13 protein-coding genes are annotated in these 13,541 nt (G+C 67.7%); 7 read left to right on the top strand and 6 right to left on the bottom strand.

What is annotated here, in order from left to right; translation table 11 throughout:
* Positions 1–49: 49 nt before the first annotated feature.
* Both leuD and leuC read right to left on the bottom strand, forming a co-directional pair.
* Positions 50–646 (bottom strand): 3-isopropylmalate dehydratase small subunit, encoded by a 597-nt coding sequence (leuD, locus tag KZX46_RS09395; protein WP_219776361.1) that lies wholly within the window; start codon positions 644–646, stop codon positions 50–52.
* A complete protein-coding gene (gene leuC, locus KZX46_RS09390) occupies positions 646–2,058 on the bottom strand; it encodes a 3-isopropylmalate dehydratase large subunit (protein WP_219776360.1) in 1,413 nt (470 codons plus the stop codon). Before leuC ends, leuD begins: the two co-directional genes overlap by 1 nt.
* Positions 2,059–2,219: 161 nt before the next feature.
* On the opposite strand from leuC, the gene KZX46_RS09385 reads away from it, so the two are divergent.
* The 5 genes from KZX46_RS09385 to KZX46_RS09365 all read left to right on the top strand — a co-directional run bounded on the left by KZX46_RS09385 (position 2,220) and on the right by KZX46_RS09365 (position 6,898).
* Positions 2,220–3,818 (top strand): NAD(P)/FAD-dependent oxidoreductase, encoded by a 1,599-nt coding sequence (locus KZX46_RS09385; RefSeq protein WP_219776359.1) that lies wholly within the window; start codon positions 2,220–2,222, stop codon positions 3,816–3,818.
* 32 nt (positions 3,819–3,850) lie between these two features.
* A complete protein-coding gene (locus KZX46_RS09380) occupies positions 3,851–4,669 on the top strand; it encodes a S1/P1 nuclease (RefSeq protein ID WP_219776358.1) in 819 nt (272 codons plus the stop codon).
* A 49-nt stretch (positions 4,670–4,718) separates the two neighbouring features.
* Entirely contained in the window at positions 4,719–5,279 is a 561-nt protein-coding gene (locus tag KZX46_RS09375; RefSeq protein WP_219776357.1) for a peroxiredoxin family protein, read from the top strand.
* 241 nt (positions 5,280–5,520) lie between these two features.
* Complete coding sequence (locus tag KZX46_RS09370) at positions 5,521–6,576, top strand: NF038122 family metalloprotease (RefSeq protein WP_219776356.1); 1,056 nt, start codon at positions 5,521–5,523, stop codon at positions 6,574–6,576.
* A 58-nt stretch (positions 6,577–6,634) separates the two neighbouring features.
* Positions 6,635–6,898: a hypothetical protein gene (locus KZX46_RS09365; RefSeq protein ID WP_219776355.1), complete on the top strand. Its 264-nt coding sequence runs from the start codon at positions 6,635–6,637 to the stop codon at positions 6,896–6,898.
* 6 nt (positions 6,899–6,904) lie between these two features.
* On the opposite strand, the gene KZX46_RS09360 is transcribed toward KZX46_RS09365, so the two are convergent.
* The gene (locus KZX46_RS09360) at positions 6,905–8,086 is read right to left on the bottom strand and encodes an acetyl-CoA C-acyltransferase (protein WP_219776354.1); all 1,182 of its coding nucleotides are present in this window, start codon (positions 8,084–8,086) and stop codon (positions 6,905–6,907) included.
* Positions 8,087–8,167: 81 nt separating this feature from the next.
* Between KZX46_RS09360 and ppa the strand changes: the two genes are divergently transcribed.
* Positions 8,168–8,716: an inorganic diphosphatase gene (gene ppa / locus KZX46_RS09355; protein WP_219776353.1), complete on the top strand. Its 549-nt coding sequence runs from the start codon at positions 8,168–8,170 to the stop codon at positions 8,714–8,716.
* A 47-nt stretch (positions 8,717–8,763) separates the two neighbouring features.
* Here ppa and KZX46_RS09350 read toward each other — a convergent pair whose 3' ends face one another.
* Both KZX46_RS09350 and KZX46_RS09345 read right to left on the bottom strand, forming a co-directional pair.
* The gene (locus KZX46_RS09350) at positions 8,764–10,065 is read right to left on the bottom strand and encodes a hypothetical protein (RefSeq protein WP_219776352.1); all 1,302 of its coding nucleotides are present in this window, start codon (positions 10,063–10,065) and stop codon (positions 8,764–8,766) included.
* 11 nt (positions 10,066–10,076) lie between these two features.
* Positions 10,077–11,336 carry a hypothetical protein gene (locus KZX46_RS09345; protein WP_219776351.1) on the bottom strand — a complete coding sequence of 420 codons (1,260 nt, stop codon included), beginning with the start codon at positions 11,334–11,336 and terminating at the stop codon, positions 10,077–10,079.
* A gap of 171 nt (positions 11,337–11,507) precedes the next feature.
* Between KZX46_RS09345 and KZX46_RS09340 the strand changes: the two genes are divergently transcribed.
* Positions 11,508–12,698 carry a glycosyltransferase family 2 protein gene (locus KZX46_RS09340; RefSeq protein ID WP_226896201.1) on the top strand — a complete coding sequence of 397 codons (1,191 nt, stop codon included), beginning with the start codon at positions 11,508–11,510 and terminating at the stop codon, positions 12,696–12,698.
* Here the strand turns inward: KZX46_RS09340 and fdhD are convergent.
* Entirely contained in the window at positions 12,695–13,486 is a 792-nt protein-coding gene (gene fdhD / locus KZX46_RS09335; RefSeq protein WP_219776350.1) for a formate dehydrogenase accessory sulfurtransferase FdhD, read from the bottom strand. The genes KZX46_RS09340 and fdhD overlap by 4 nt on opposite strands.
* Between the last annotated feature and the right edge of the window lie 55 nt (positions 13,487–13,541).

Below are 13,541 nucleotides of genomic sequence, written 5' to 3'. Positions count from 1 at the left end.
CACGTAATGAAAATTATTCAGAATAGGATTTTGAGGACTTGTCGATCTGTTAACGCGTTGCTGCCCCCGCGAGCCACGGGCGCTCGCTCGCCAGCAGCGCCTCGTAGCGCGCGATCGCCGGGGCCATCGTCAGCGTCAGGCCGATCTCGTCCTGCCCCGACAGCAGGGCGGCCTTGCGGAACGGGTCGACGGCGAAGGTGAAGCGGTCCTGATAGCCGGTCGTGACGACCTGGTTTTCGAGGTCGACAGTGATGTCGGCATCGGCCGCGACGACCATCAGCCGGTCGATCTGCTCCTGCGGCAGTTCGACGAGCACCAGCCCGTTCTTGTACGAATTCCCGCTGAAGATATCGGCGAAGCTCGGCGCGATGACGACGCGGAAGCCCATGTCGGCGAGCGCCCAAGGCGCGTGTTCGCGACTCGACCCGCAGCCGAAGTTATCGCCCGCGATCAGGATCGGCGCGCCCTTGTTGCGGGCTGAGTCGAAGATATTGCCGGGATCGCTGCGGATGACGTCGAACGCCCCCTCGCCGAGCCCCGACCGCGTCACGGTCTTGAGGAAGCGCGACGGGATGATGACGTCGGTATCGACATTCTCCGCGCCGAACGGGACGGCGATGCCGGTGACGGTGTGGAACGGTTGCATCAGCCCATCAGCTCCCGGACATCGGTGAGGTGGCCGGTGACCGCCGCCGCTGCCGCCATTGCGGGCGACAGCAAGTGCGTCCGTGCCCCGGGACCCTGGCGGCCGACGAAGTTGCGGTTGCTCGTCGAGGCGCAGCGCTCACCCGCCGGGACCTTGTCGGGGTTCATGCCGAGGCACATCGAACATCCGGGAGCGCGCCAGTCGAACCCCGCCTCGATAAAGATGCGGTCGAGCCCCTCGGCCTCGGCCTGGAGCTTGACCAGCCCCGACCCCGGCACGACGAGCGCCTGTCGGATGCCGCTGGCAACGCGACGGCCCTTGGCGACCGCGGCGGCGGCGCGAAGGTCCTCGATCCGGCTGTTGGTGCAGCTGCCGATGAAGATGTTCTCGACGACGACATCCTCGAGCCGCGTCCCCGCCGCAAGGCCCATGTAATCGAGCGACTTCGCCGCGGCGAGGCGCTTGCCGGCGTCGGCGAAGCTGTCGGGCGACGGCACCATCCCGGTGATCGCGACGACGTCCTCGGGGCTCGTCCCCCATGTCACCAGCGGCGCGATCGCACTGCCGTCGATCGTCACGACGCGGTCGTACCGCGCACCCGCGTCGCTCGGCAGCATCCGCCAATAGGCGACGGCGGCGTCCCACGCCGCCCCGGTCGGCGAACGCGGACGGCCGCGCAGATACTCGAACACCTTGGCGTCGGGAGCGACGAGCCCGGCACGCGCGCCCGCCTCGATCGCCATGTTGCACACCGTCATCCGGCCCTCGATGCTCAGCGCGTCGATGACCTCGCCGGTGTATTCGATGACCGACCCGGTCCCCCCGGCGGTCCCGAGCGCGCCGACGATCGCGAGTGCGACGTCCTTCGCCGAGATCGAGAAGCCGAGCGTGCCGGTGACGCGGACCTCCATAGAACTCGACTGCTTGAGCAGCAGCGTCTGGGTGGCGAAGACGTGCTCGACCTCGCTGGTGCCGATGCCGAATGCCAGCGCACCGAGCGCGCCGTGCGTCGCGGTGTGGCTGTCGCCGCAGACGAGCGTCGTGCCGGGCAAGGTGAACCCCTGCTCGGGCCCGATGACGTGGACGATGCCCTGCGCGGCGGCATTCAATTCGATCAGCTCGACCCCGAACTCGGCGCAATTGGCGGTCAGCGTTTCGACCTGCAGCGCCGATTGCGGGTCGGCGATCGGCTCGAAGCGGTGGTCGGTCGGGACATTATGGTCGGGCACCGCAAGCGTCAGGTCGGGGCGGTGGACCGCGCGACCCGCGAGCCGCAGACCCTCGAATGCCTGCGGGGTCGTGACCTCGTGGATCAGATGGCGGTCGATCCAGATCAGCGCGGTGCCGTCGTCGCGCTGTTCGACGACATGGTCGTCCCAGATCTTGGCGTAGAGGGTGCGGGGGGTGGTCATGGCTGAGGGGTACGAAGGCGCGGCGCGGGGGTCAACTCCACGCGCCGTCATCGCTTCAATCAACCTGTCATCCCCGCGAAAGCGGGGACCCAAGGTCACCGCCGGTCGTGACTTTGGGTCCCCGCTTTCGCGGGGATGACAGTATTGTGTAGGAGCGTGTGATGCTCGATGCGGTCATCATCGGCGGCGGCCACAACGGCCTCGTCGCCGCCTTCTACCTCGCCCGCGCCGGGCTCAGGGTCCGCGTTGTCGAGGCGCGCGGGGTCGTCGGCGGCGCGGCGGTGACCGAGGAGTTCGCCCCCGGCTTCCACAATTCGGTCGCGAGCTACACCGTCAGCCTGCTCCGCCCGAAGATCGTCGCCGACATGGACCTCGCGGCGCACGGCTACCGCGTCGTCTCACGCGACCTCGCCAACTTCCTGCCGTTGCCCGGCGGCGACCATCTCAAGGTCGGCGGCGGGCTGGCGCGGACGCAGGCCGAGTTCGCGCGCTTCTCCGCCGCCGACGCCGCCGCCCTCCCCGCTTATTACGCCGCGCTCGAAGCCGTCGCCGACGTCCTTCGCGACCTCGCGCTGACCACCCCGCCGAACGCGGGCGGCGGCTTGCGCGCGCTGTTGGCAATGGCAGCACAAGGGCGCGGCGCAGCGCGGCTGGGAATCGAGGCGCAGCGCGATGTCCTCGCACTGTTTACCCAGAGTGCGCGGCAATTCCTCGACGGCTGGTTCGAGAGCGCCCCGGTCAAGGCGGCCTTCGGCTTCGACGCGGTCGTCGGCAACTACGCCAGCCCCGACACGCCCGGATCGGCGTACGTCCTGCTCCACCACGTCTTCGGCGAGGTCAACGGCGTCAAGGGCGCGTGGGGCCACGCGGTCGGCGGGATGGGGGCGATCACCCAGGCGATGGCCGCGGCGTGCACGGACGCCGGGGTCGAGATCGTCCTCGACGCTCCGGTCGCGCGGGTGCTGACGAGCGGCGGCCGTGCGACCGGGGTCCGCCTGGTGTCGGGCGAGGAGATCGCGGCGAAGATCGTCGTCGCCAACGTCACGCCGAGATTGCTGTTCGAAAAGCTCGTCGACCCCGCCGACCTGACCCTCGCCTTCCGCCGCCGCATTGCCGGAACGCGCTACGGCTCGGGCAGCTTCCGGATGAACGTCGCGCTGCGCGAACTGCCCGACTTCACCACGCTCCCCGGCCCCGGCGAGCACCACCGCAGCGGCATCATCATCGCGCCGAGCCTCGACTATATGGACCGCGCCTTCACCGACGCCCGCGAGTATGGCTGGTCGCGCGAACCGATCGTCGAGATGACGATCCCATCGACGGTCGATCCCGGCCTCGCGCCGCCGGGGATGCACGTCGCCAGCCTGTTCGCACAGCAGTTCGCCCCGGTCCTGCCCGATGGCCGCAGCTGGGACGACGAGCGCGCCGCCGCCGCCGACGCGATCATCGACACCGTGACCAAGGCCGCGCCGAACTTTCGCGCCAGCATCATCGCGTCGATCGCGCTGTCGCCACTCGACCTCGAGCGCAAGTTCGGGCTGACCGGCGGCGACATCTTCCATGGCAGCATGGGGCTCGACCAGCTCTGGTCGGCGCGCCCGGTCCTCGGCAACGCGAGCTACCGCGCGCCGGTCCGCGGGCTGTACCTGTGCGGCGCGGGCAGCCACCCCGGCGGTGGCGTCACCGGCGGCCCGGGGCACAATGCCGCGCACGAGATCCTTGCCGACCGGCGCTGGTGGCGCGCGCGCTGGCCGTCTTGAAACTGCAACAGCGCGGGTGCAACGGGAGCGGCATGCGTATCTTGCTTGCCGCTGCCATCGCCCTTCTCCCCACGCCCGCGTTCGCGTGGGGAAAGACCGGGCACCGCGTCATCGGCGCGATCGCCGAGCGGATGATCGGCCATCGCGCGCGCAACGGCGTCCGTACGATCCTCGGCACCGAGAGCATCGCCGAAGCGTCGGCGTGGCCCGACTTCGAACGCTCGAACCCCGACGCCTTCTGGCAGAAGGAGGCGGGGCCGTTTCATTATGTCACTGTGCCTACCGGCAAGACCTATGCCGAGGTCGGGGCACCTCCCGAGGGCGACGCCGTCACCGCGCTCAAGCGCTTCGCCGCGACGGTCCGCGACCGCAACGCGCCGCTCGCCGACCGGCAGCTCGCGCTGCGCTTCATCATCCACATCGTCGGCGACCTCCACCAGCCGCTCCACGCGGGCAACGGCACCGACAAGGGCGGCAACGACGTCAAGGTCATCTTCCAGCGCGAGCCGACCAACCTCCACGCGGTGTGGGATTCGGGGCTGATCGACCAGGAGCAGCTGTCGTACACCGAGATGGCCACCTGGCTGAACGCGCGCATCACCCGCGCCGACCGCGTAAAATGGCGCGATCCGCACCCGCTGACATGGATCGGCGAGTCCGCCGCGATCCGCGACCGCATCTATCCTGAAGCACCCAAGTCGGACGCCGGAAAGCCCGGCGAGCCGATCAAGCTCGGCTTCGACTATATCTATGCTTGGACCCCGACCCGCGACCTCCGCCTCGAACAAGGCGGGGTGCGGCTGGCGGCGTATCTCGACTGGGTCTTCGCCCGGCATCCGGCGCAACTGTAACCCGCACGCAGTCGAGCACGAAGAACTCCGGTCCACCGGAGGGTTACCCATGCGCATGCTCACGCCGATCACCGCGATCGTTGCCGTCCTCGCCGCGATGCCGGCAATCGCGGGCATCGACATCGGCCCTGCGGTTGGAGCCATGGCGCCGTCGCTGGCAGCAACGGTCGTCGATTCCGCGGGTAAGCCGGAGTCGCTCGCGTCGGTCCGCGGCAAGCGTGGCACTGTCCTGATGTTTTTCCGTTCGGCGAAGTGGTGCCCGTATTGCCAGCACCAGTTGATCGAGTTCAAGGCCGCCGCCGCACCGCTCGCGCAACGCGGCTACACGCTCGTCGCGATCAGCTACGACGCGCCCGACACGCTGACCGGCTTCGCCGCGAAGCAGGACATCGGCTTCACCCTTTTGTCCGATCCGGGATCGAAGACGATCGACGCGTGGAAGTTGCGCGACCCGCAATACGCCGCCGACAGCTTTGCCTTCGGCGTCCCGCGCCCCGCGATCTTCGTCATCGACACCAAGGGCGTGATTCGCGCCAAGCTTGCTGAGGACGGCTACAAAATTCGCCCATCGGTCGAAGCGGTTCTCGCCGCGGTCGACACGGTCAAATAGGGTCGACCCCCTCCATCACCTGCCGTCCTTGCGGGGTGACTACCCCACCAAGCACCACCGCTCACGCATGCGACGATAAGTCGCGATAGTCGCCATTCGGTATTACTGTGTTGCTAATATAACGCACATATTAAGGTTATCAAGGCGAAACCACCTTTCGATTGTACGGTATAACGTTTCATTACAGTGTCGTGACAGTCGCGATCACGGGCAACCCGCGGCTAAACAGGGGTCACTGAACATGAAGATACACCGACAAACTCTGCTTGCGGCTGCCATTCTCGGCAGCTTGGCGGCGACGAGCGCGTCCGCCTTGACGATCAATCTGATCAATACCGGCGGCGTCGAAGACGGCACCGCAGCCTACACCGGCTTTCGCGCCGCCGCGAATTACTGGGAGTCGATGTTCAGCGACAACGTCACGCTGACCTTCAACGTCGGCTTCACCTCGGTCGGGTTCGCGTCGACCACGCTCGGTTCGACGTCGAGCGCATCGAGCAGCAAGACGACTGCCGCATGGAAGACCGCGCTGACCGCCGACGCGACCACCGCGCTCGATGCCAGTGTCGTCGCGAACCTGCCGAATTTCTCGAGCACGACCGTCGTCCTCAACAACACCGTCGAGAAGGCGCTCGGCCTCTACACCGGGTTGCCCACGACGATCGACGCGACGATCAAGTTCAACAGCGCGCGGCCGTTCGATTTCGATACGCGCAATGGCTTCGCCACGGTGTCGTCGGACTTCGTCGCCGTCGCGGTCCACGAGATGGGTCACGCGCTCGGCTTCACCAGCGCGGTCGGCACCAACACCACGCTCAACTCGCGTCCGACCAACATCGATATGTTCCGCTACAAGGACGGCGCCTGGAACAACACCTATGGCGGCAAGCCGTACTTCTCGATCGACGGCGGCGCGACCGAGTTCGAAGGCAATGCCGGTTTCTCGGCCGGGCCGGACGGCTATCAGACGTCGCATTGGCGTGAAGGTGCGCGAATCCATGACGGCGTCCATTGCACCGTACTGCTGGAACCGCAGGTCGGCATCCTCGATCCGACCGGCGGCCTGTGCCAGGAAGGCATCGTTACCAGCCAGGACCTTGCGATCTTCGACGCGATGGGCTGGAACCTGACGACGAATATTCTGGCCAATCCCAATTACCAGATGAAGAGTTCGCAGATCCTGCAGAACTATCTCAACACCGTTCCCGAGCCGTCGACGTGGGCGCTGTTGATCGCCGGCTTCGGCTTTGTCGGTGCCGCGATGCGTCGCCGCGTAGCCACGGCAGTTACAGCCTGAACTTGTCGCCGCCGGTCCTCGGGCCGGCGGCGTCTTTTCGCGAAAACGGGGAAGATCAATGCTGACGGTAACGACCGCGCTCGTTCTTGCCGCACTGACGCTGCCGCAGCAGCGCAGCCTCGACCGGACGTTCGTCTGCCCCGAAAAACTGGCCGACGACGCGGCGCGGCTGACCACGATCACGCGCTACATGGACGACTATGCGCGGCTCGACCCGGCGGCGACGGTCAACGACCGGCTTGCATACCGCGACAAACTGCTGGCGAAGCACCATTGCGCACCCGACGGCGACAAGGCGCAATACACCTTCCCGCAGACCTGAGCGGCGTCAGGCCAGTTCGACCGCGACCGCCGTCGCCTCGCCCCCGCCGATGCACAGCGCGGCGACGCCCTTGCGCCCGCCCGTCCGCTGCAACGCCGCGATCAGCGTCGCGATGATCCGCGCGCCGCTTGCGCCGATCGGGTGGCCGAGCGCGGTCGCCCCGCCGTGGATGTTGAGCTTGTCGCGCGGGATACCGAGGTCGCGCATCGCGATCATGGCGACGACAGCGAACGCCTCGTTGACCTCGAACAGGTCGACGTCGGAGACACTCCAGCCAGCCTTGTCGAGCACCTTCTGCACCGCGGGCACTGGCGCGGTGGTAAACTTGCCGGGTTCGTGCGCGTGCGCGGCGTGGGCGACCAGCCGTGCGATCGGGGTCATGCCGTGCGCCAGCGCGACGCTCTCGCGGGTCAGAACCAGCGCCGCCGCGCCGTCGGAGATCGACGAAGCGTTCGCCGCTGTGATCGTCCCGTCCTTGGCAAAGGCGGGCTTGAGCGCCGGGATCTTTGCCGGTTGCGCCTTGCCGGGCTGTTCGTCGGTGTCGACCGTCACCGGGCCGGCGCGCGACGGCACGACAACCGCGACGATCTCGCCTGCAAACGCGCCTTCGGCAATCGCGGCGGTGGCGCGACGCAACGATTCGAGGGCGTAGTCGTCCTGCTCGACGCGGGTGAACTGATAGTCGCGGGCGCTGTCCTCGGCGAACGATCCCATCAGCTTGCCGGGATCATAGGCGTCCTCGAGCCCGTCGAGGTACATCGAGTCCTTGATCGCGTCGTGGCCGATCCGCGCTCCCGCGCGGTGCTTGGTCAGCAGGTACGGCGCGTTCGACATGCTCTCCATGCCGCCCGCGACGACAATGTCGGCCGAGCCGCTGGCGAGCGCGTCGTGCGCCATGATCGCCGCCTGCATGCCGCTGCCGCACATCTTGTTGACCGTCGTCGCGGTGACCCCGAGCGGCAACCCCGCACCGATCGCCGCCTGCCGCGCGGGGGCCTGGCCGAGCCCGGCGGGGAGGACGCAGCCCATGATGATCTGGTCGACCGTCGCGCCGTCGATGCCCGACCGTTCGACCGCGGCGCGGACCGCGGTGCTGCCGAGCACGGTCGCGCTGACCCCGCTCAACGCGCCCTGGAAGCCGCCCATCGGCGTGCGGGCATACGACAGGATGACGACGGGATCGGACATGCGGCAAATTCCAGCGGACGGTGACAAGCGTCATGTCGGCACGCTATGGCGGCGCGTCAATCACTCAGCCAGGGAACACACGTGGATATCTCAAAGATCCCGACCGGCCGCGCGCCGCCGTACGACATCAACGCGATCATCGAGGTGCCGATGGGCGGCGAGCCGGTCAAGTACGAGATGGACAAGGCGAGCGGCGCGCTGTTCGTCGACCGCTTCCTCCACACCGCGATGTTCTACCCGGGCAATTACGGCTTCATCCCGCACACGCTGTCGGCGGACGGCGACCCGATCGACGTCCTCGTCGTCGGGCAGACCCCGCTCGTCCCCGGAGCGGTCTGCCGCGTCCGCCCGATCGGCGCGCTGGTGATGGAGGACGAAGGCGGCGGCGATGAGAAACTGATCGCGGTGCCGGTCGACGCGCTCCACCCGTTCTACGCCAACATCAAGAGCCCGCAGGACCTGCCGCCGACGCTGATGGAGCAGATCGCGCACTTCTTCGAGCATTATAAGGATCTCGAAAAGGGCAAGTGGGTGACGATCGGCGAGTGGAAGGATGCCGACGGCGCCGTTGCGCTGCTCAACGAGGCAATTGCACGGGCGGAGGAAGCCGGCGTTAAGTCGGCCGTCTAAGCCGCCCCTGACCCGTCGCCTGCGCAGGCGACGGGTCAGATCATCGCCTATTGCGGCGCGGCTTCGCCGGTCTCTTTCGGCTTTCGGTATAGCGCCCACAGCGTCGCGACGACATCGACCGCGAGGAAACCGCTCAGCGTATAGATCAGATAGCGGTAGCGCAGGATCGGCTGCACCAGCAGATACGGCAAAACGAGGACCGCCAACGCCGCGAGCAGATAGATGTACCGCCGGTTGCGCGCGATCTGCATCGGCAACCCGCACAGCGCGAGCCATACCGCGACCGCGAGATAGGCGCCGCGCAGCGCCGCGGAGCGCGAGTTGACCGTTCCGAACGGGTTGAAGAACCACTCCGGCGGGAGGAAATATTCCCTGACATGGCGCGCCAGCAGGATTGCGGTGCCTTCGGGATGCCCAGTAATCCACGCCATCGTCTGCTTGCCGAGCACGGCATTATAGGCGACCTCGCCACCGGCTGCCTGCATCGCGTCATAACCCTTCGGCGTGATCGGATGGATATCGCGGAGGCGAGCGGTCATCGCGGCGCGCTCGTCGGTCGCGTGGAGCATCGTGTCGTTGAGCCCGACCGCCAGTTCGAGTCCCGGATCGCTCCGCGTCAGGATTGGCCGGCCCAGCGCCGCGCGGTTGTGCAGCGCCCATGGCGCGATGAAACACGCGGTGACGAGCAGGGTCAGCGCCACGACGGCAGGCCATTGCTTGAAGGCGATGCGCCGGATCACGAGGATCGCGATGACGACGAACCCCGCAAGCCCCGCCGGCGGCGAGAGCAGCATGAGAAACGCGGCGATGCCGAGCGCGGGCACCAGGCCGGCCGCCCCGCCGATGCCGCGGCTGTCGAGGCGGACGACCAGCGCCAGCAGCCCGGTGATTCCGGCGACAGCGAGCGGGGCCTCCCAAACCTTGAGCTCGCGCATCTCCATGGAAAACTGGATCGGCAACAGCGACACCAGCGCGACCGCCGCGATACGCGGACGCAACGACATCCCCAGCGCGCGCATCAGGAGGTAGGCGAAGCCGATCGAGACGCCGATCAGCCCCGCCGAGATCAGCGACAGCACCCACTCGGCCGCGGGCGTCGAGATGCCGAAGATCCGGTACACCCCGGCAATAAGCAGCGGCATGACCGGCGCGACATGCGCGGTCGGGCCGCTCCCCGGTCGAAACGTGTCGGCAAAATGCCCGGTCGTCGCCAGCGACACGGCGACGTGCCACGTCTCCGATGTCCGCGGGATCAGGCTAATCCACCACATCCGCAGGGCAATTCCGGCAAGGATCAGACCGATGACGATGAGCGCTTCGCGGCTGCGCACCCACCTGTCGTCGCTCACCGGAAAGCTCCTCAACGTTGGATAGTGGTCCTCCCGCCGATCAGCCGCCACAGCAGCCCCGCCGCAAGGAAAGTTAGCAGCTCAGTAAAGGCGTACCGGTACCGCAACGTCGGCTGTACAATAATATATATTAAGGTTGGGAAAATTATTGTTAATAAGACAAAGACGAAGTGCCGCGGCTGTTCACGCAAGCCGATGACGATCGCGGCGAGCGCGAGCCCGGTCGTCGCCCAGACGATCGCCAGCTTGACGAGCAGGTTGTTCTTGCCGATCCCGTATTGATCGAACAGCCAGAGCGGCGGAAAATAGAGTTCGCGCAGATGGCGGAGTGTGATCCCAGCCGCCTCGCCCTTATGCGCCGCGATCCACTGCTTCGCCTCGACGCCGAGCATGGCGAAATACGTCGCGTCGTCGGGAAAGGTCTTGAACCGCGCATAAGCGGCATCGCTGAAGAACGGATGGATTTCCTCTGATCGGGCGACGAAGACCGCGCGCGGATCGACCGGATCGACCGCAGCGGCGTGGTAGGCAGTATCGAGCTCCATCCCGAAATTGCCGCGCGACGGCATGAAGCGGTCGTAGACAATGGCATTGCGCGCGATCCACGGCCCGTTGACGACGACGAAGCCGACGGCGAGCAGCACCGCAGCAGGAAGCCAGCGTTGCCAGCGCAGGTGCCGCAACGCGACGAGGCCAAGCCCGGCATAGGCCCCGAGCGCGATTCCGGGATTGATCAGGAACGCGAACGCTGCGGCAAGCCCAAATCCGGCGACCGCGCGCAGTGTCAAAGGGCCACGCGCATCGAGGTGCAGCGTCCAGAGCAGCAACCCCGCGCCGAGCATCGCGGCGAGGCCGCCCTCGCGGATGCGGAAGTCGACGGCTTCGACATAGAAATTGAGCGGGACGAGCGCGAGGAACGCCAGCGCCACGAGCCGGGGCACCGGGGCCACGCCGAGGCGGGCGGCGACGCGGTACAAAAACCAGAACAACGCGGCGATGATCACGCCGGCGATCACCGCGAGCGCCATCTCCGCCGCCGGTGTCCCGACGCCCAGCACGCGATAGACCAGCCCGCCCACGATGGGGTTGAACGGCCCGACATGGCTGCTCGGGCCGCTACCGGGCCGATACGCGTCGCCGAGTACGCCGGTCTCGGCGAAGGTCGCCGCGACATGCCACATCTCCGATCGGTGCGGTCCCATCCGGGTCGCGGGATCGAGCAACAGCCAGACGAGGCGCGCGACAAAGCCGAGGGCGATCATGATCGCCACCAGTCGCCGTTCCACCTCAGGGCGCGCAACTATTCGGTCGAGCCGGTTCAGCATGCGTTCCCTGTCGTAACGGACAGCCACACTTGCCACGCCTTGTTGCCGCGCGCACCCTTTATTGCATTGCAGCATCGCCTGTGGCACCGGATCGCCGGGGTGCGGTGGAGAGACGCAGTGGCAAGCGACATCATGGTCGAAACGCGGCCGCACGCGGTTGCCGCGAACGACATCGAGCTATCGATCGTGATGCCGTGCCTCAACGAGGCCGAGACGCTCGCGATCTGCATCGAGAAGGCGAACCGGTTTTTGGCGACGAGCGGCGTCGCGGGCGAGGTCGTCATCGCCGACAACGGCTCAACCGACGGCAGCCAGGACATCGCGCGGAGCCTCGGCGCACGCGTCGTCGATGTCCCCGCGCGCGGGTACGGCGCAGCCCTGCAAGCGGGCATCATCGCCAGCCACGGGCGCTACGTCGCGATGGGGGATTCGGACGACAGCTATGATTTCGAGGGGCTGATGCCGTTCGTGCTCAAGCTCCGCGAGGGCTATGAGCTCGTCATGGGCAATCGCTTCCAGGGCGGGATCAAACCCGGTGCGATGCCGCCGCTCCACCGCTACCTCGGCAACCCAGTGCTGAGCTTTGCCGGGCGGCTGTTCTACGACGCGCCAATCGGCGACTTCCACTGCGGCCTGCGCGCGTTCCGCCGCGACAGCATCATGGCGCTCGGGCTGCGGACGACGGGCATGGAGTTCGCCTCCGAGATGGTCGTCAAGGCGACGCTCGCGCACATCCGCATGGCCGAGGTGCCGACGACGCTGTCGCCCGACGGCCGCTCGCGGCCGCCGCACCTGCGCAGCTGGCGCGACGGCTGGCGGCACCTCAAGTTCCTGCTGACCTTCGCGCCGAAGTGGCTGTTCTTCTACCCCGGCGCAGCGCTCGCCGGAATCGGGCTCGTCCTGCTGATCGCACTGCTGCCCGGCAGCCTGCGCCTCGGCAGCGTTACGCTCGGCGTCCACACCCTGTTGTTCGCGGCGGCGGGCGTCATCATCGGCGCGCAGCTGATGAGCTTCGCGGTCGTCGCCCGGCTGTTCGGGGTGCGCGAGCGGCTGTGGCCGACGTCGCCGCGGATCGAGCTCGCACGCACATGGTTCTCGATCGACCGGACGTGCGTCGCGGGCGCGATCATGCTTCTTGCGGGCATCGTCATCGCTGCGGTCGCGCTCGGCGGCTGGGCCGGGACCGGGTTCCGCAACATGAACGTCGAAGGCACGATGCGCCTCGCGATCCCGTCGGTCCTGCTGTGCGCGCTCGGTGTCCAGGCGCTCGTCACGGGGTTCTTCACCGCGCTGCTGACAAGCGACTAGCCGTCCCACGCGATCCGGTCGGGGTGGCTGAACACCTCGAACCCGTCGGAACGCGCGACCGCGACAAGCGTCAGCCCCGCCGCCTCCGCAGTCTCGACCGCGAGGCGCGTCGGAGCCGATACCGCGACGACGACCGTCACGCCCATCATCGCCGCCTTCTGGACCATTTCGAGCGAAACCCGGCTCGTCAGCAGCAGCATCGCCTCGCTTGTCCCGGTCCCCGCGCGGACCACCGCTCCGGCAAGCTTGTCGAGCGCATTGTGCCGCCCGACGTCCTCGCGTACGAGCAGCGGCGCGCCCCGCCGCCACAGCGCCGCGCCGTGGACCGCACGCGTCGCTTGCCCCAGGGGCTGCGCCGCGCTCAGCCCCGCCATCGCCGCAACGATCTCGCCGGGAGTCGGCCGCGGCCCCGCTCCGCTCACCCGCCGCGGCGCCCGGGATGCCGCGTCGAGGCTCTCGATCCCGCACAGCCCGCACCCGGTCGGCCCGGTCATCGCCCGCCGCCGGTCGGCCAACCGCGCCGCACGCTCGTCGTCGAGCCACAGCCGCGCCTCAATCCCGCTGGCGTGCGCGACGATCTCGACCTCTCCTGCCGCCGTGTCGACGATGCCCTCGGTGATGAGGAAGCCGGTGGCGAAGTCGGCGAGGTCGGCAGGGGTAGCGAGCATCACCGCCAGCGTCGAGCCGTTGACGACGATCGCAACCGGGCACTCAGCGGCGAGTGTCCGCATTCCGTCGCTCCGCACGCCGTCGCGCCACTGCACCCGCGACACCGCGTCTGCCGCCATGCTTTGCCCATTGTCCATCGAACCGGCATAGTCCGCCCGCGTTGCACGTCCAGCC

The organism is Polymorphobacter sp. PAMC 29334 (genome assembly GCF_019431245.1).
Taxonomy (GTDB): Bacteria; Pseudomonadota; Alphaproteobacteria; order Sphingomonadales; family Sphingomonadaceae; genus Polymorphobacter_B; species Polymorphobacter_B megasporae.
This window is presented reverse-complemented; position numbering and strand designations above follow the sequence as displayed.